At 59.6% G+C, this 17,797-nt stretch carries 14 protein-coding genes; 9 read left to right on the top strand and 5 right to left on the bottom strand.

The features are described 5' to 3' along the window. Window positions 1–84: 84 nt before the first annotated feature. From EQV97_RS03130 to EQV97_RS03120, 3 genes are all read left to right on the top strand, one after another. Window positions 85–1,140 carry a tetratricopeptide repeat protein gene (locus EQV97_RS03130; RefSeq protein ID WP_240888369.1) on the top strand — a complete coding sequence of 352 codons (1,056 nt, stop codon included), beginning with the start codon at window positions 85–87 and terminating at the stop codon, window positions 1,138–1,140. Window positions 1,141–1,382: 242 nt separating this feature from the next. Continuing rightward, window positions 1,383–2,885, top strand: a complete 1,503-nt coding sequence (locus tag EQV97_RS03125; protein WP_122840488.1) for an ATPase domain-containing protein — start codon at window positions 1,383–1,385, stop codon at window positions 2,883–2,885. Then, window positions 2,882–4,552: a response regulator gene (locus tag EQV97_RS03120; protein WP_225570439.1), complete on the top strand. Its 1,671-nt coding sequence runs from the start codon at window positions 2,882–2,884 to the stop codon at window positions 4,550–4,552. Before EQV97_RS03125 ends, EQV97_RS03120 begins: the two co-directional genes overlap by 4 nt. Before the next feature lie 309 nt (window positions 4,553–4,861). Here the strand turns inward: EQV97_RS03120 and EQV97_RS03115 are convergent, their stop codons facing one another. The 5 genes from EQV97_RS03115 to EQV97_RS03095 all read right to left on the bottom strand — a co-directional run bounded on the left by EQV97_RS03115 (window position 4,862) and on the right by EQV97_RS03095 (window position 11,379). Then, window positions 4,862–5,239: a response regulator gene (locus tag EQV97_RS03115; RefSeq protein WP_045058360.1), complete on the bottom strand. Its 378-nt coding sequence runs from the start codon at window positions 5,237–5,239 to the stop codon at window positions 4,862–4,864. 77 nt (window positions 5,240–5,316) lie between these two features. Next, window positions 5,317–6,498, bottom strand: a complete 1,182-nt coding sequence (locus EQV97_RS03110; RefSeq protein ID WP_122840490.1) for a hybrid sensor histidine kinase/response regulator — start codon at window positions 6,496–6,498, stop codon at window positions 5,317–5,319. Then, complete coding sequence (locus EQV97_RS03105) at window positions 6,492–7,073, bottom strand: chemotaxis protein CheB (RefSeq protein ID WP_122840491.1); 582 nt, start codon at window positions 7,071–7,073, stop codon at window positions 6,492–6,494. The genes EQV97_RS03110 and EQV97_RS03105 overlap by 7 nt, the downstream gene beginning before the upstream one ends. Continuing rightward, a complete protein-coding gene (locus EQV97_RS03100; protein WP_122840492.1) occupies window positions 7,070–7,885 on the bottom strand; it encodes a protein-glutamate O-methyltransferase CheR in 816 nt (271 codons plus the stop codon). The genes EQV97_RS03105 and EQV97_RS03100 overlap by 4 nt, the downstream gene beginning before the upstream one ends. Next, entirely contained in the window at window positions 7,885–11,379 is a 3,495-nt protein-coding gene (locus EQV97_RS03095; RefSeq protein ID WP_240888368.1) for a response regulator, read from the bottom strand. Before EQV97_RS03095 ends, EQV97_RS03100 begins: the two co-directional genes overlap by 1 nt. A 259-nt stretch (window positions 11,380–11,638) precedes the next feature. Here EQV97_RS03095 and EQV97_RS03090 point away from each other — a divergent pair, with 259 nt between their 5' ends. The 6 genes from EQV97_RS03090 to EQV97_RS03065 all read left to right on the top strand — a co-directional run bounded on the left by EQV97_RS03090 (window position 11,639) and on the right by EQV97_RS03065 (window position 17,748). Beyond that, on the top strand, window positions 11,639–12,007 hold the full coding sequence (locus tag EQV97_RS03090) for a response regulator (RefSeq protein ID WP_045061169.1): 369 nt from the start codon (window positions 11,639–11,641) through the stop codon (window positions 12,005–12,007). A 94-nt stretch (window positions 12,008–12,101) separates the two neighbouring features. Beyond that, on the top strand, window positions 12,102–13,397 hold the full coding sequence (locus tag EQV97_RS03085; protein WP_240888367.1) for a glycosyltransferase: 1,296 nt from the start codon (window positions 12,102–12,104) through the stop codon (window positions 13,395–13,397). Between the two features lie 78 nt (window positions 13,398–13,475). Then, entirely contained in the window at window positions 13,476–14,381 is a 906-nt protein-coding gene (locus EQV97_RS03080) for an AraC family transcriptional regulator (RefSeq protein WP_122840495.1), read from the top strand. Window positions 14,382–14,537: 156 nt separating this feature from the next. Next, window positions 14,538–15,848: a sugar ABC transporter substrate-binding protein gene (locus tag EQV97_RS03075; protein ID WP_240888366.1), complete on the top strand. Its 1,311-nt coding sequence runs from the start codon at window positions 14,538–14,540 to the stop codon at window positions 15,846–15,848. Between the two features lie 159 nt (window positions 15,849–16,007). Further along, window positions 16,008–16,907: a sugar ABC transporter permease gene (locus EQV97_RS03070; protein WP_225570463.1), complete on the top strand. Its 900-nt coding sequence runs from the start codon at window positions 16,008–16,010 to the stop codon at window positions 16,905–16,907. Between the two features lie 10 nt (window positions 16,908–16,917). Beyond that, complete coding sequence (locus tag EQV97_RS03065; protein ID WP_240888365.1) at window positions 16,918–17,748, top strand: carbohydrate ABC transporter permease; 831 nt, start codon at window positions 16,918–16,920, stop codon at window positions 17,746–17,748. Window positions 17,749–17,797 lie beyond the last annotated feature (49 nt).

Raw genomic sequence — 17,797 nt, 5'->3', positions numbered from 1 at the left:
TTGGCACGCGTCAGGGTTTGACTCCAGGCCCTGCCTGACCGAAGCTGACGGCTTTGCACAAGCTTGTCAGCAATGGATTCCTGCATGCCCCAGTCTCGCCGCTACCTGATCATCAGCTTCTGCGCGCTGTTCGCCGTTGTGCTGGCCTGGTTTTTCCTGCGCAGCACCACCCCCGACGTCCCGCCTGCGATCAAGCGGGGTTACAGCGAAGCGCTGGAGCAGGCCCGAGCCGGAAAGCCCGGCGCTGCGCGGGTGCTCTATCAACAACTGGCGCGCCCCGACATCTCCGATAAACGACGAATCTGGCTGCACGCCGAACTGCCTAACTACCCAAGCTCGGTCGCCCTCAAACTGGCGGATGCCGACTTGCAACGCGAATCGCCCCAGGTGCGCGTGGCGGCCATCAAGAGCATCAGCGCCCTGGTGCCCAATGGCCAGCGCAGCCTGTTGATCGGGCCATTGCTCGATGACGGCGAACAGCAGGTGCGTTATGCCGCGGTAAATGCCTTGCTCGGCCTGTCCCCGGATGAGCTTGGCTTGTATTTTGGCCCGCTGGAACAGGCGATCGATGCCTGGGAACAGGACCTGAAGACGCAGCCGCCCAGCGCTGACAATTATTACCAGCTGGCTCGGCTGCATCTGCACAACGGTGACCTGAAGGAGGCGCAGCAGGCGCTGGAGAAAACCCTGCAACTGGCCCCCACCAATTTGCCGGCGCTGGTGATGCAAATCGACGTACTGGACAGGCAAGGCCAGAGCGACGCCGCCCGGCTGCTGTTGGCCAAACAGTTGAAAGCCCAGCCGGATTCGGCTTACCTGCAACATGCCCTCGGAATGTGGTTGCTGCATCACGGGCAGAGTGAATATGCCGTCCTGGGTTTGGCCAAGGCGGTAGAGCTGGAACCGGATAACAAGGACTACCGCTACGACCTGGCTACTACATTGCACGATGAGCAGGAACTGGAAGCGGCGCAGAAGCAGTTGCAGGAAATAGTCCAGCGCCATCCCGCCGATCGTCGGGCCCGGGTGTTGTTGATCAATTACTGGAAGGAAAGCGGGCAGTTGCAGAATGTGCAGATTCTGCTGGCTCAGCTTGAGCAGATGAACCCGGATGACCCGGCGTTGCAGCAGGGGCTTTGAGGCAAGTTGGGTCCAGTAGAACCGACGTTAGCTTTGCTTCCACAATCCTGCATATCCTGCATACCCTGCAACTTGCCAAAGCCCTCAATCCTGAATAACTCACAACTCGGTAAAGCCCAAAATACGCCCAAACGGCAAATAGTGTGGAACCGCCGTGATGGCACAAGGTCAAGTGATCAGGCAGTCCGAGCAGGCACTTCAGGCCTGCGGCCTCGCTTCCCCTAGTCATGAGAGGGCTTTTTTTGTCTACATCTAACGAGTTGTTCAGCGCAAAGGCCGCTACCGGTATCGAGGGTCTGGATGACATCCTGGCCGGTGGCTTGTCCCGCGGACACGTTTTTTTGCTGGAGGGTGAACCCGGTACCGGCAAAACCACCATTGCCTTGCATTTTTTGATGGCCGGCGCTCGAGCCGGCGAGCGCTCGTTGTACATCACGCTTTCGGAAACCGAACGAGAGTTGCGTCAGGGCGCGTTGTCCCACGGTTGGGAACTGGACGAAAACATCCATATCTTCGAGCTGACACCTCCGGAAAGCCTGCTCAACGCCGAACATCAGCAAAGCCTGCTGTATTCCTCCGACCTGGAGCTTGGCGAAGCGACCCGGCAGATTTTTGAAGTGGTCGAGCGCGTCAAGCCGACCCGCGTTGTACTGGACAGCCTCTCCGAGATCCGTCTGCTGGCCCAGAGCTCGCTGCGCTATCGTCGGCAGATCCTCGCCATCAAGCATTACTTCGTGCGCTACGACGCCACCGTTGTGCTGCTGGATGACCTCACTACCGAATCCCTGGACAAAACCGTGCACAGCGTCGCGCACGGGGTCATTCGCCTGGAAGAGTTGACGCCCAACTACGGCGCCGAACGTCGACGTATCCGTGTGGTGAAATACCGCGGCCAGAAGTACCGCGGTGGTTACCATGACTTCACCATCATGGGCGACGGCGTGCATGTCTTCCCCCGCCTGGTGGCCGCCGAACACCGCGGCAAATACATCCGCACGCAATTGACCAGCAGCATCAAAGAGCTTGATGCCCTCCTCGGCGGCGGTATCGAAACCGGCTCCAGCACCCTCATCCTTGGCCCCGCCGGCACGGGCAAATCGCTGATTTCGATGATCTTTGCGGCAGCGGCAGTGCTGCGCGGGGAAAAGGCCGCGTTGTTTATCTTCGACGAAGAATTGGGGCTGCTGTTCGAGCGCATGAATAACATGGGCATTGACCTCAAGGCCCTGCAGGACACCGGCAACCTGATGATCGAGCAGGTCGACGCGGCCGAGCTGTCCCCCGGCGAATTTTCCCACCGGGTGCGCCGTTGCGTGGATGAACGCGGAATCAAGACAGTGGTGATCGACAGCATCAACGGCTATCAGGCCGCCATGCCCGAAGAAAATGCCCTGGTCCTGCACATGCACGAGTTGTTGCTGTACCTCAACCGTCGGGGCGCAGCGACGTTCATGACCGTTGCCCAGCACGGCCTGGTAGGCGACATGCAGGCCCCCGTCGATATTACCTACCTGGCCGACACCGTGATCCTGCTGCGCTATTTCGAAGCGCTGGGCAAGGTTCGCCGCGCGATCTCCATCATCAAGAAGCGCACGGGCAGCCACGAATCCACCATCCGCGAATACCGTATCAGCGGCAAGGGCATGACCATCGGCGAGCCGCTCGATGCCTTTCAGGGTGTGCTGCGCGGCGTGCCTACCTACATGGGCGCCAGCAAGCCGTTACTCGGGGACGAAGCCCCGTGACGGCTCAAGTAGCAACGTCCGAGCGCGCGATCATCCTCGCACCGCTGGGACGTGACAGCCAGATCGCATTGATGTTGCTTAATGAAGCCGGGTTTACCGGGATCATCACCCGCGACCTGACGTCCTTGTGCAGAGAGCTGGAGGTTGGTGCCGGGGTGTTGCTGATTTCTTCGGAGGCCTTGCTGGGCGGCGATCTCGAACCCCTGGTGGGGCTGATCGAGCAACAGCCGGCATGGTCGGATCTGCCCATCGTGCTGATGACCTATCACGGTGGCCCTGAGCAAAATCCCGCTTCGCGTTTCAGCCCGCAACTGGGCAACGTGACCTTCCTCGAGCGCCCTTTTCATCCGGTGACCTTGATCAGCCTGGTCACCACGGCCTTGCGCGGGCGCCGACGACAGTACGAAGCCAGGGACCGGCTGATCGACCTGAGTCAGAGCGAGCTGCGCCTGCAGAATACCCTCGAAACCCTGGAACAGCAGGTTGAGGAACGCACCGCGCAGTTGCGCCATAACGAAGAAGTCCTGCGCCAGTCGCAAAAAATGGAAGCCGTGGGCCAGCTCACGGGTGGCATTGCTCACGACTTCAACAACATGTTGACCGGGATCATTGGCAGCCTGGAGCTGTTACGCCGGCGTCTGGCCCGTGGTCGCACGGACGACCTGGACGGTTTGATCGACCTGGGTGTGACTTCGGCCAATCGCGCCGCTGGCCTGACCCACCGGCTGCTGGCGTTTTCACGCCGCCAGTCACTGGATTCCAAACCCGTGGAGATGAACGCCCTGGTGGTCTCCATGGGCGAGCTGTTGCAGCGCAGCATTGACGAAAGCATTCAGCTGGATATGCAGCTGGATCAGCAACTGTGGGTGGCCGAGGCCGATCCCAATCAGCTGGAAAGCGCCCTGCTCAACCTCGTCATCAATGCCCGGGACGCCATGCCCAACGGCGGCAAACTGGTGGTCAAGACTCGCAACGAACACCTGGATGCGACCTTTACCGACGCCCATGCCAATCTGGAGCCGGGCGACTACGTGATGCTCAGCGTCACGGACAACGGCTGCGGCATGCCACAAAGCACCATCACCCGGGCCTTTGACCCCTTCTTCACCACCAAGCCCATCGGCCAAGGCACGGGACTGGGCCTGTCGATGATCTATGGTTTCAGCAAGCAGTCGCGGGGTCACGTGGCCATCAGCAGTGAAGTGGGTGCGGGCACTACCGTGAGCCTGTACCTGCCGCGTTTTGGCGGTGATGTGCCGCAGTACCTGCCGGTGGATGCGCCTCATGCGCCCTTCGCGCGAAACGGCGAGACGGTGTTGATCGTTGAAGATGATCCGGCCGTGCGAGTGCTGGTCAGCACGGTCCTGAGCGATCTCGGCTACGCCTATGTGGAAGCCGGCGACGCAGACAGCGCAGTACCGATCCTTGATTCGACGCAACGCATCGACCTGATGATCAGTGACGTCGGGCTGCCTGGCATGAACGGGCGGCAGCTGGCGGAGATCGGGCGCCAGTTCCGGCCGGATCTCAAGGTGTTGTTCATTACCGGTTACGCAGAACATGCGGCGGTGCGTGGAGGGTTTCTTGACCCTGGGATGCAGATGATCACCAAGCCCTTCACCTTCGACCTGTTGACGGCGAAGGTGCGGGAGATGATCCGTATTTGAGCCTGCAGGCTTTTTTGGCCGGTTTTGGCTTGGGTTGACCGGGTTTGGCCGGTTGGCCGATACGGCTGGTTTTGGCCGATTTTGGCTGGTTTTGCCGATGTTGGATCGGTAGGAGCTGCCGAAGGCTGCGATCTTTTGATTTTGATTTTGATTTCGGGATCGGGAGATCGCGCTGGATTAATTCAGATCAAAAGATCGCAGCCTCGTTTCACTCGACAGCTCCTACGCAGGCCGTACGCAGCTCCAACGCAGGTCGTACGCAGCTCCAACGCAGGTCGTACGCAGCTCCTGCGGGTGTCTTCGCAGCTTCTACGACAGCATGTCCCGCATCAATTCCTGCAACACATCCAGATCGAATGGTTTGCCCAGGATGGGTGCCTTGCGGGTAATCGGGCTGTCGGTCTCGCGGATTTCCTGTGGGTAGCCGCTGATGAATATCACCTTCAGTTCCGGTCGCAGCTTTACTGCGGGCTCGGCGATCTGCACGCCGGAAATGCCACCCGGCAGGCGGAAGTCGGTGATCATCATGTCCAGGTGCGGTTTGCTGGCGAGGATAGCGAAGGCCTCCTCGCCGTTCTCAGCCTGCAGCACGCGGTAGCCCTCGCCCGATAAATAAGCGGACAACACCATCAATATCGAGGGGTCATCCTCGACGACAAGTACTACATCTTGCGCATCTTCACTCATGGGAAGCCTTTGTTCGGTCAATAGCTGCTGATACGACCGTGGGGTCGACCAGAGGTTGCGTTTATCTGGCTGATTTCCTACAGCGGCAGACAAACGCGAAACAGGGCACCTTCGCCAATCCGGCTTTCGACCGTAATGGTACCGCCGTGGGCCGTCACAATCTGTTCTGAAATAAACAGGCCCAGGCCCAGGCCGGCGACGGCGTGCTTGGCCGTGACGCGCTCGAATTGCTGGAAGATCCGTTTCTGGTTTTCTTCACCGATGCCGATCCCTTGATCCCGCACTTCAACTCGCGCCTGACCGTTGTCACTGTACACCCTCACGGCGATCGGGCTCTTGGCGCCGTACCGTAAAGCGTTGGTGAGCAAGTTTGAGATCACTTGTTCGATGCGAAATTCATCCCAATTGCCCACTACCGGTTCATTGGCTTCCAGGGAAACCGAGGATTCGGCCGCGTCGATTTGCGGGGCGAAGTTTTGCAGTAACTCACGCACCAGCGCCGAGAGATCGAAGCGGTTTGGGCGGATCGACAATTTCCCGGTGCGAATTCGCGATACATCCAGCATGTCCTCGATCAGGCGGATCAGGCTCTTGATCTGCCGTTCGTCGCGATCAACCATGGCGTGCATCTTGTCCAGAGTGAACGCGGCGGCGTTTTCCCGGGCCAGGTGCATCTTGCGCAGCTGGGTCTCCAGAATCAGGCCATTGAGCGGAGTGCGCACTTCATGGGCGACGATCGACATGAAGTCATCGCGCATGCGCACCGCCTGCTCCAGTTCCAGCTGGGTACTTTGTAATCGCTGCAGCAGCGCCTCCTGCTCGCGACGGCTTTGCTCAAGCGCTTCGACCTGCTGTTTCATCGCCTTGCTCTGGCGATACAGGTCGACGAACACATTGACCTTGCTCTTGACCGCATGGATATCCAGCGGCTTGTGCAGGAAGTCCACCGCCCCGCTTTCGTAGCCCTTGAACGCGTAATTGAGCTCGCGACCGGCGGCGCTGACGAATACGATCGGGATGTTCCGGGTCTTTTCCGTGCCGCGCATCAACTCGGCGAGTTCAAAGCCGTTCATGCCGGGCATCTGCACGTCGAGAATGGCCATGGCGAACTCGTGCTGCAGCAGCAGGGACAGGGCTTCGTCGGCGGACAAGGCCTTATACACCATGCGGTCTTCGCGCTTGATCAGCGCTTCGAGCGCCAGCAGGTTCTCCGGCAGATCGTCGACGATCAGCAGTTTGGCTTGAATATTACTTAGCATGCGATTCGTTCCAGCTCGACTAGCAGACGGCCGATGCCGTGAATGGGAAGAATGTGATCGGGCTGGTGGGTGGCCAATGCCGCCAACGGCATGGTGGCCACCTGCGCCTCTTGCGGATCCTGGACGATGGTCAGGCCGCCCCGGTCCTTGACCTGTGCCAGGCCGCCGGCACCGTCGCGGTTGGCGCCGGTCAACAGCACCGCCGCGAGGTTGACGCCATAGGCATCGGCCGCGGATTCGAACAGGTAATCGATGGCCGGGCGCGAGTGGTGCACGCGATCTTCCAGGCTCAGGGAGAAGGTCCGGTCCTGTTCCACCGAGAGGTGATAACCGGGCGCCGCGAAATACAGCGTGCCCGGCGCGACCGGCGTCTTGTCACTGGCCTCCATCACCGGCATCGAGACCCGGCGGGCGAACACTTCGGTCAGATGACTGCGGCGCGCATCGGGCAGGTGCAGGACGACGATGATCGGCAGCTTGAAGCCCTCGCGCAGCGGGCTGAGGATGTTCAGCAAGGCTTCGACCCCGCCTGCCGAGGCGCCGATCACGATGGCTTCAATCGAAGAATGGCTCATGATTTGCGGTAGATCCGTTCTTGTTTGACCAAGGGTTCGAATTGCTTGCCGAAGGCTGAAAACTCCGGTGTTTCCTTACTGCCCAGTACCAGGAAGCCGCGATGGCACAGTGACTCATGAAACAAGCCAAAGGCCCTGTCCTGAAGTTTTTTATTGAAATAAATCATCACGTTACGGCAGGAAATTAACTGAGTTTCTGAAAACACACTGTCGGTGGCCAGGCTGTGATCGGCGAAGGTCACGTTCTCGCACAGCGACTTGTCGAAAATCGCGTAGCCGTAAGCGGCCGTGTAGTACTCGGAGAAAGAACGCTGGCCACCGGCTTTCTGGTAGTTGGCTGTGTAGGCCCGCACGTTTTCCATGGAAAAGATGCCTTGCTTGGCTTTATCCAGAGAACGCGGGTTGATGTCGGTGGCGTAGATGATGGTGCGGTCCAGCAAGCCTTCTTCGCGCAGCAGGATCGCCATCGAATAGACTTCTTCCCCAGTGCTGCAGCCGGCGATCCAGATCTTGATCGAGGGGTAGGTCTTGAGCAACGGCACCACTTCCTGGCGAATGGCCAGGAAGTGCGAGGGGTCGCGAAACATCTCGCTAACCGGGATGGTCAGCAGCTGCAGCAATTGCATGAACGCCGTCGGGTCGTGCAGGACCTTCTCCTGCAGCGCCGAAATGGTCGCACATTCGAACTGGCCCAACGCGTGCTGCACCCGGCGCTTGATCGAAGCGCCGGAGTAGTCGCGAAAGTCATAGCTGTACTTGAGGTAAATGGCCTCGATCAGCAGCCGCAATTCGATTTCGGTATTGGCTTGCACTAAATGCGTTCCATCTTCGGTAACCACACTCGAATCAACGAGAACAGGCGATCCAGGTCAATGGGCTTGGCCAGGTAATCATTGGAGCCGGCCTGCAGGCAGCGTTCCTGATCATCCTTCATGGCCTTGGCCGTCACCGCAATGATCGGCAGCTTGCGCCAGCGCGGGTCCTTGCGAATCTCGATGGTGGCTTCAAAGCCGTCCATCTCCGGCATCATTACGTCCATCAACACCAGATCGATGTCCTCGACTTCATTCAACCTTTCAATCGCTTCACGACCGTTACGGCCAATGACCACTACAGCGCCTTTTTGCTCGAGCGCGCTGGTGAGGGCGAAAATATTGCGCACGTCGTCGTCTACCAACAGCACTTTGCGACCCTCGAAGACCTTGTCGCGGCTACGGGCGGTCTTGAGCATCTTCTGCCGTTCATGGGACAGCTGGGATTCGACTTTGTGCAGAAAGAGTGTCACCTCGTCGAGCAATCGCTCCGGTGAACGCGCGCCCTTGATGATGATCGAGCGCGAGTACTTGCGCAGCTCGGCCTCTTCATCCCGGGTGAGGTTGCGGCCGGTGTAGACGATCACAGGCGGGAAGGAACAGATGTCCTCGGTGGACATGCGCTTGAGCAGTTCATTGCCCAGCATGTCCGGCAGCTTCAGGTCGATGATCATGCAGTCGTAGATGGTGGTGCGCAGCAGCTCCAGCGCTTCCTGGGCATAGCCAACCGCGGTGATCTCGATGTCCTCGTCACCAATCAGGCGGGCGATGCTGTCGCGCTGCAGGTCGTCATCTTCCACCAGCAGCACGCGCTTGACCTTCTGGGTCAGCTTCGCTTCCAGGCGGGCGAACACATCCTTGAGCTCTTCGCGGGTGGTCGGTTTGACGGCGTAACCGATGGCGCCCATGTGCATGGCCGCTTCCACTCGGTCCTCGACCGAAATCACGTGCACCGGGATATGCCGCGTGTCTGCGTGTTCCTTGAGGCGCTGCAGCACGGTCAGGCCGGAATGGTCTGGCAGACGCATGTCCAGCAGGATCGCGTCCGGAATGTACTCCCTGGCCAGGTTGTAACCTTCGTCGGCGCCATGGGCAACCAGGCACTGGTAGCCCAGTTCATGCGCCAGGTCGTAGAGAATGTGTGCGAAATTCGGCTCGTCTTCCACCACCAGGATGCAGCGCGTGGCAAACGGCGCCTTGCTGCGGTCATCGTTGAAGCGGGGGATGTCGACCGGCGCAATCAGCGGTGCCAGGGCAGGCGGTGCGGCGACTTTGTGCGAGACGGCCACGGGCGCCGGAACTACCGGCGCGACCGGGCTTTCACCCGGCTCGACATATTGCTGCGGCAGCACCAGGGTGAACACGCTGCCCTGCCCCGGTTCACTGGTGACACTGATGGAACCGCCGAGCAATGCGGCCAGATCCCGGGAAATCGACAGCCCCAGGCCGGTGCCGCCGTAGCGCCGGTTGGTGGTGCCGTCGGCCTGGCGGAAGGCTTCGAAGATGCTTTCCTGCTGATCGGCGGCAATGCCAATCCCGGAATCGCGCACGACGAACGCAATGCCATCATCCGGCATGCTGGTAACGGTGAGGCTGACCGTGCCGCTCTCGGTGAACTTCACGGCGTTGGACAGCAGGTTCTTGATCACCTGCTCCAGGCGCTGGCGGTCGGTGTAGATCATCAGCGGCGAACCGTCTTGCAGCTCGACCTGGAAATCCAGCTTCTTTTGCGTCGCCAGCGGCTGGAACATCCCGCGCAAGCCGTCCACCAGGCGCGCGACGCTGGTGTTCTCGGGGAGCATCTCGAGCTTGCCGGCCTCGACCTTGGAAATGTCGAGGATGTCGTTGATCAGATGCAGCAGATCGTTGCCTGCCGAATAGATCGACTCGGCAAACTTGACCTGCTCGGCGCTGAGATTGTCCTGGGGATTTTCCGCCAGCAGTTTGGCCAGGATCAGCGAGCTGTTCAGCGGCGTGCGCAGCTCATGGGACATGTTGGCGAGGAATTCGGACTTGTACTTGCTCGAACGCTGCAACTCCTCGGCACGCTCTTCCAGCTGCGTTTGAGCCAGATTGAGCTCAGTGTTCTTCTGGTCCATGGCGTCGCGCTGATCGGCGAGGATCTGCGCCTGCTCGGCCAGCTGTTCATTGGTCTGCTTCAGCTCCACCTGCTGGGTTTCCAGGTGCGCCTGGGATTCCTTGAGGATGCGCGACTGCTCTTCGAGCTCTTCGTTAGCGGTCTTGAGTTCTTCCTGCTGAACCTGCAGCTCTTCATTGAGTTGCTGGGTTTCGGCCAGCACCTCTTGCAGGCGCTGGCGATAACGCGCGGCCTCGATCGATGTGCCAATGTTGCCGGCAATCAGCTCCAGCAACTCGACGTCACGGTCACTGAGGGGGCGCAGAAAGCCCAGCTCGATTACGCCATTGACCCGCTCGTCGTCGCTGGTCGGGACCACCAACACACTGTGCGGCAGCCCTTCGCCCAGGGCAGAGCTGACCTTGAAGTAATCACTGGGGACCTTGTCCAGGCGAATCAGCTGGGCCCGTTGAGCCACCTGCCCGACAATCCCTTCATCGCTATAAATGTAGTGCTCACGCTCTTCCTGTTCCCGGGAAAACCCGTAGGACGCAATGCGCTTGAGGCCACCGTGCTCTTCGCGCACATAGATGGCCGCGACCGCTGAACCGAGGTACTGCGCGCAGAACTGCAGGATATTGCGCCCCAGCACGTTCAGCGAAAGCTGCCCCAGGACCTGTTCGGCGAGTTCAGTCTGGCCATTGCGCAGCCAGGCCTGCTGCTCCAGACGGTTGGCGCTGGACTGCTGCGCGGCCAGGTTGGCAGCGTAGTTCTGCGACAGGTTGAGCAGGTCGCGGCGGCCTATATAGGCCAGCAGCGCACTGATCCCGGCGACGAACAGCAGGTACAGGGCGATGCTCCAGATGGTGGTGCGGCGCACGTCTTCATTGCGCGAGGCGCGCAGCTGCTGCTCCATCTCGATCACGTCTTCGAACTGCTTGCGTATTTCATCGGTCAGGCGTTTGCCGCGCCCGGCCTTGACCGCACCACGGTAGTCGCCACTGGAACGTTGCAAGTCGATCATCGATTGCGCATAGCTGGCCCATTCGCCCTGCAGCGCTTCGAGGCGACGCAGACGATCGGTCTGTACCGGGTTGTCACTGGTCAGTTCCAGCAAGGTGTCGAGAGCAACCTTGATCCGCGGGCGCGCGGTTTCATAGGGTTCGAGAAACTTCTCGTCACCGCTGAGCAGATAGCCGCGCATCCCGGTTTCCAGATCGACGGTCAGTTTCACCGCTTCGTTGGCGTTATTGATCACCCGATCGGTATGTTCCACCCACTGGATGGTTGACAACAGATAGAGGATCAGGGACACGAAGAACACCGCACTGACAACGCCCACACCCAATGGCAGGCTGACGTTGCGGCTCAGGAGTTTACGGAATCGTTGCTCATCTACCGAAGACGCAGAGGTCATGTGGGAGCCTTGTCGAACTGTTAAAAAACAGGGAGTTTGCCCCATAACGGGCATATTGATCCAATTTTCTGACGGGTATTTCCGCAAAATTCTACATTCAGCTGTTCCAGAACCAAGGAGCGGTTATCCTTCCCGCGCTTGAGCAGCTATTCTTTTTTCAGCACGAGGGGAACTTGTCGGGCCCCGCCGTTTACTCAAGCAAGACTCCGGCGAATCTGATCGACCGGCCAACACCATTTCAATCTTTGGGAACCCTATTATGTCTTCCGCCGCGTCCATCATCCTGGTAGTCGAAGACGACGACATCGTGCGCATGTTGATCGTCGATGTACTGGAGGAACTGGAATTCGAGGTGCTGGAGGCTGATGGCGGCGAGCAGGCGCTGGCGTTCCTGGCCAACGCCGGGCAAACCATCGATCTGATGATGACTGATGTCGGCCTGCCGGGCATGGACGGGCGTGAGCTGGCCGACAAGGCGCGTCAGCTGCGTGCCCGCTTGCCGATCCTGTTCGCCAGCGGTTACGCCGAAAACATTGATGTGCCTGAGGGCATGCACCTGATTGGCAAGCCGTTCTCGATCGATGCGCTGCGGGACAAGGTCAAGGGCATCCTGCAGGCCGCCAGCTAAACCCTCATAGCGCCAGGATCGCTGCGGACTGTGCTTTAATTGCGCGCTTTTTTCCGCATGCCCCCCCCCTGCCCGCTTCAAGGAACCACCCTCAATGAGTCAGCCCCGCGCAACCAAAGTCCTGGTGATTGGTTACGTTTGGCCCGAGCCCCGCTCCTCGGCGGCCAGCGGCCATGTGATGCAAATCCTCGAAACCTTCCTGCACCAGGGCTGGGACATTACGTTCGGCAGCCCGGCAGGTGCTGGCGAGCACCCGGCTGACCTCACCGCCCTGGGCATTCGCCAGGTGCCGATCGAGCTCAACAACAGCAGTTTCGACGCGTTTGTCAGTGAGCTGGCCCCGGATGTCGTGCTGTTCGACCAGTTCATGATGGAAGAACAATTCGGCTGGCGGGTAGAAAAGCACTGCCCCAATGCACTGCGAGTGCTGGAAACGTCAGACCTGCAGAGCCTGCGTCACGCCAGGCACCAACGCCTCAAGGAGCGCCTGAAGGCCAGCGCTGACCTCGAAGACTTCAACGAATTGTTTGCCCCCGCGTTACGGCAGGAATTCGAACTCATGGCCGATGCTGACCTGGCCAAGCGTGAGCTTGCCGCCATTTATCGTTGCGACCTGACGCTGATGATCTCCGAGGTGGAGATCGATTTGCTGGTGCAGCAATTCAAGGTGCCCCGTGAATTGTTGCACTGGTGTCCGCTGATGATCGATGTGCCCACCCGGCCAGCGACTCGCTTCGAAGACCGCGCGCATTTTCTCAGCATCGGTAACTTCCGGCATGCGCCGAACTGGGATGCAGTGCTGTGGCTCAAGACGACGATCTGGCCGTTGATTCGCCAGCAATTGCCCGCTGCCCAGCTCCACATCTATGGCGCTTACACACCGCCCAAGGCAACCGCACTGCACAACGCCGCCCAGGGTTTTCATGTAATGAACTGGGCCGAGGATGCCTTGCAAGTCATGTCCGCGGCCAGGGTGTGCCTGGCTCCCTTGCGCTTTGGCGCGGGTATCAAGGGCAAGCTGGTGGATGCGATGCTGTGCGGCACGCCGAATGTCACAACGCCGGTTGGCGCAGAAGGCATGCACGGCCTGGAACCCTGGCCAGGTGCAATTACCCGCACGGCCCAGGCGTTTGCCGACAGCGCGGTACAACTGCACAACGACCGCACCTGCTGGCTGGACGCACAGGCCAAAGGCCTGCAATTGCTCGGGCTGCGCTATCGCCAGGCGGAGCATGGCCCGGCGCTGATCAGACGAATTGAAGAATGTCGTCGAAACCTGGGCTCAATCCGGCGCGACAACTTTACCGGCAGCATGCTGCGCCATCACCAGCACAAGAGCACTCAGTACATGTCGCAGTGGATCGAAGCGAAAAACCGTCAGCCTCAGTAACCCTGTGAGACTGCGGGTAGCGCCTCCGGCTCGGAAAGAGGCATGATCGGCAGGCGAATATTCTGAAAGTGCCCTGACATGACCCGAGCAGCCAGAGTCACCGACCCTTCCTACGAGTTGATGGACGACCATAACGGATTGTCCATCATCTATCGCCAGCATGGCTTCCCCTGCCCCCTGGTACGTTGGCATTTCCACAAGGAATACGAACTGCACCTGATCGTCGCCAGCTCCGGCAAAGTGTTCATCGGCGATTACATTGGCAACTTCTACCCGCAAAGCCTGTTCCTCACCGGCCCCAACCTGCCCCATAACTGGATCAGCCAGGTGGCCGAGGACGAAGTGGTGCCCAAGCGCGACATGCTGGTCAACTTCACGGACGAGCTGTTCGACAGTGGCCACCTGGTGTTCGCCGAACTCAAGACCCTGGCGCCGCTGCTGGAGCGTGCGCAATACGGTATTGAATTTCGCTGCAAGCGCACCATCCGCCAGGCCATGGGCCTGATGCAACGCATTGCCGATACCCGCGGCGTCACGCGCCTGGGGCACTTTTTCATTCTGCTGGAGTTGCTGGCAGCCTCTGACGACTTTCAGTTGCTGTCCGGCGCCACCTCGCCGCAGTTGGCCGACGAGCACAACGTCGACCGCACTAACCGAGCGGTTGATTACATCTTTGCGCACTACGCCCGGGAGCTTCCGCTGGAGGAGGTTGCCGAGCACCTGGGCATGAAGCCGACGTACTTCAGTCGAGTGTTCAAGCAATCCACGGGGCGCTGTTTCATCGAATTCGTCAACCGCCTGCGCATCAGTAAGTCCTGCGAGCTGCTGGCCGATGGCGACAAGCCTGTGACCGATGTGTGCTTCGAGTCCGGGTTCAACAACATCTCCAATTTCAATCGGCGCTTCCAGCAACTCAAGGGCATGACCCCCTCGCATTACCGGCGGTTGGCGGTGCAGCGCCTGACCGAACAGAATTCTGGTTGAGCGCCAGTGCAAAATAGTATCGATGCAAGTGCGATGGATGATTTGTCACGCCATCGATAGAAGGCTGTAATCAGTGCACAGACTTCCCAGCACCGGAAGACACAAAAACAATAACCATCCGTCTGCCGTCCTCTGGCTGCAGAAAAGGAGTGCACGATGCAACCTTCTGTAAAAGCTCTGCTTGCCCTCACCTGCATGACCCTCAGTAGCGTCAGCCTGGCTGCCCAGACCCTGACCATCGCCACCGTCAACAACAGCGACATGATCCGCATGCAAAAACTCTCGAAAACGTTCGAGGCCGAGCATCCGGAGATCAAGCTCAATTGGGTGGTGCTGGAAGAAAATGTCCTGCGTCAAAGGCTGACAACGGACATCGCCACTCAGGGCGGTCAGTTCGACGTTCTGACCATTGGCATGTACGAAGCCGCACTCTGGGGCGCCAAGGGTTGGCTGGAGCCAATGAAGGATCTGCCGGCCAACTATGCCCTGGAAGACGTCTTTCCTTCGGTCCGTGAAGGCCTGTCGGTCAAAGGGTCGCTCTATGCCCTGCCGTTTTACGCGGAAAGCTCGATCACCTATTACCGCACCGATTTGTTCAAGGAAGCCGGGCTAACCATGCCCGAGCGCCCTACCTGGACGCAAATTGGTGAATTCGCCAGCAAACTCACCAACAAGGATAAAGAGCAGTACGGCATCTGCCTGCGCGGCAAAGCCGGCTGGGGCGAAAACATGGCGCTGGTCACCACCCTCGCCAATGCCTACGGTGCTCGCTGGTTCGATGAGCAATGGCGGCCTGAATTTAGCGGGCCGGAGTGGAAAAATGCGCTGAATTTCTACGTCGACACCATGAAAAAGTCCGGGCCACCGGGCGCCTCCAGCAACGGCTTCAACGAAAACCTGGCACTGTTCAACAGCGGCAAATGTGCGATCTGGGTCGATGCCAGCGTGGCTGGCTCGTTCGTCACGGACAAGACCCAGAGCAAAGTGAGCGAGCACGTGGGCTTTACCTTCGCGCCGCATGAGGTCACCGACAAGGGTTCGGCCTGGCTGTACTCCTGGGCACTGGCGATACCCACCAGCTCCAAGGCCAAGGAGGCGGCGAAAACCTTCAGCGCCTGGGCCACTTCCAGGGAATACGGCGTACTGGTTGCCGAAAAAGATGGCATTGCCAACGTACCACCTGGCACCCGGGCCTCGACTTACAGCGACGCTTACATGAGCGCCGCGCCATTCGCCAAGGTCACGCTTGAATCCCTCAAGGCTGCGGACCCGAGCAAACCGACCCTCAAGCCGGTGCCCTACATCGGCATCCAGTTGGTGACCATTCCCGAGTTCCAGGGCATTGGCACCCAGGTCGGCAAATCGTTCTCGGCGGCGCTGATTGGCCAGACCTCGGTCGACCAGGCGCTGACGGCGGCGCAGCAAACCACCGAGCGAGAGATGAAGCGCGCGGGTTATCCGAAGTAACCCGCGTCCCCTTGCAGGAGCGAGCTGGCTCGCGATGGTGTGTCAGGCGACACCCATTTATCTGACCCACCATCGAGAGCAAGCTCGCGCCTACAGATCTTTATCTGCCTGTTCCCAATCGGTTCTATCGCCATGAATACTTCGACTGCCAAAGCTCACATGGATATTCCCCAACCGGTGCGTAAGAGCCGGTTGGCCAACCCTGGCTGGTTTCTGGTCAGCCCCTCGGTGGCGTTGTTGCTGCTGTGGATGATCGTACCGCTGGGCATGACGGTTTACTTTTCGATGATTCGCTACAACCTGCTTAACCCGGGTGAAAACGAATTTATCGGGCTGGAAAACTTTACCTACTTCCTGACGGACTCCGGGTTCATGCCGGGCGCCACCAACACGCTGTTGCTGGTCGGCAGCGTGCTGCTGATCAGCGTAGTGCTTGGGGTGCTGATCAGTGCCTTGCTCGAGGCCAGTGAGTTTCTCGGGCGCGGCATCGTGCGGGTGATGCTGATCTCGCCGTTCTTCATCATGCCCACCGTCGGTGCGCTGATCTGGAAGAACCTGATTTTCCACCCGGTGTCGGGGATTCTTGCCTACGTGTGGAAACTGTTCGGCGCGCAACCGGTGGACTGGCTCGCGCACTACCCGCTGCTGTCGATCATCATCATTGTCTCGTGGCAATGGCTGCCCTTCGCGATTCTGATCCTGATGACCGCCATGCAGTCCCTCGACCAGGAACAGAAGGAAGCTGCGCGCCTGGACGGTGCCGGGCCGGTCGCGATTTTCTGGCACCTGACGCTGCCGCACCTGGCACGCCCCATTGCCGTCGTGGTGATGATCGAAACCATCTTCCTGCTCTCGGTGTTTGCCGAAATATTCACCACCACCAATGGCGGCCCCGGTTATGCCTCGACCAACCTCGCCTACCTGATCTACAACCAGGCGCTGGTGCAGTTCGACGTCGGCATGGCGTCCGCCGGTGGCTTGATTGCGGTGGTGATCGCCAACATCGCCGCCATCGTGCTGGTGCGCATGATCGGCAAAAACCTGACAGACAAAGCCTGAGGCCTGCGCCATGACCCTTCAACAATCCCGTCGCCTGCAAAGCCTGCTGCTTGGCACCCTGGCCTGGGCTATCGCGATCCTGATCTTCTTTCCGATTTTCTGGATGGTGCTGACCAGCTTCAAGACTGAGATCGATGCGTTCGCCACGCCGCCGCAGTTCATTTTCAGCCCCACCCTGGAGAATTACCTGCACATCAATGAGCGCAGCGATTACTTCAGCTTCGCCTGGAATTCGGTGGTGATTTCCTTCAGCGCCACCGCCTTGAGCCTGCTGATCGCGGTGCCGGCGGCCTACTCGATGGCGTTCTATGAAACCCGGCGCACCAAAGGCACGCTGCTGTGGATGCTGTCGACCAAGATGCTGCCACCGGTGGGCGTACTGATGCCGATCTACCTGCTGGCCAAGAGCTTCGGCCTGCTCGATACGCGCATCGCGCTGATTGTGATCTACACGCTGATCAACCTGCCGATCGTGGTCTGGATGATTTACACCTACTTCAAGGACATTCCCAAGGACATCCTCGAAGCGGCGCGCCTGGACGGCGCAACGCTGTGGCAGGAGATGGTGCGCGTGCTGCTGCCTATCGCCAAGGGTGGCCTGGCTTCTACCGTGCTGCTGTCGCTCATCCTGTGCTGGAACGAAGCGTTCTGGTCGCTGAACCTGACCTCGTCGAAAGCCGCGCCGCTGACCGCCTTGATCGCTTCGTACTCCAGCCCCGAGGGACTGTTCTGGGCCAAGTTGTCGGCAGTCTCGACCCTGGCCTGCGCGCCGATCCTGATTTTTGGCTGGATCAGCCAGAAACAGCTGGTGCGCGGCCTGTCATTTGGTGCGGTGAAATGACGATCGCCCACCACGCGTTCCCCTGTAGGAGCGAGCTTGCTCGCGATGG

This window comes from Pseudomonas sp. TMW22090 (assembly GCF_022496665.1).
Lineage (GTDB): Bacteria > Pseudomonadota > Gammaproteobacteria > Pseudomonadales > Pseudomonadaceae > Aquipseudomonas > Aquipseudomonas gregormendelii.
The sequence above is the reverse complement of the archived record's forward strand: the minus strand, read 5'-3'. Positions and strand labels throughout refer to the sequence as shown.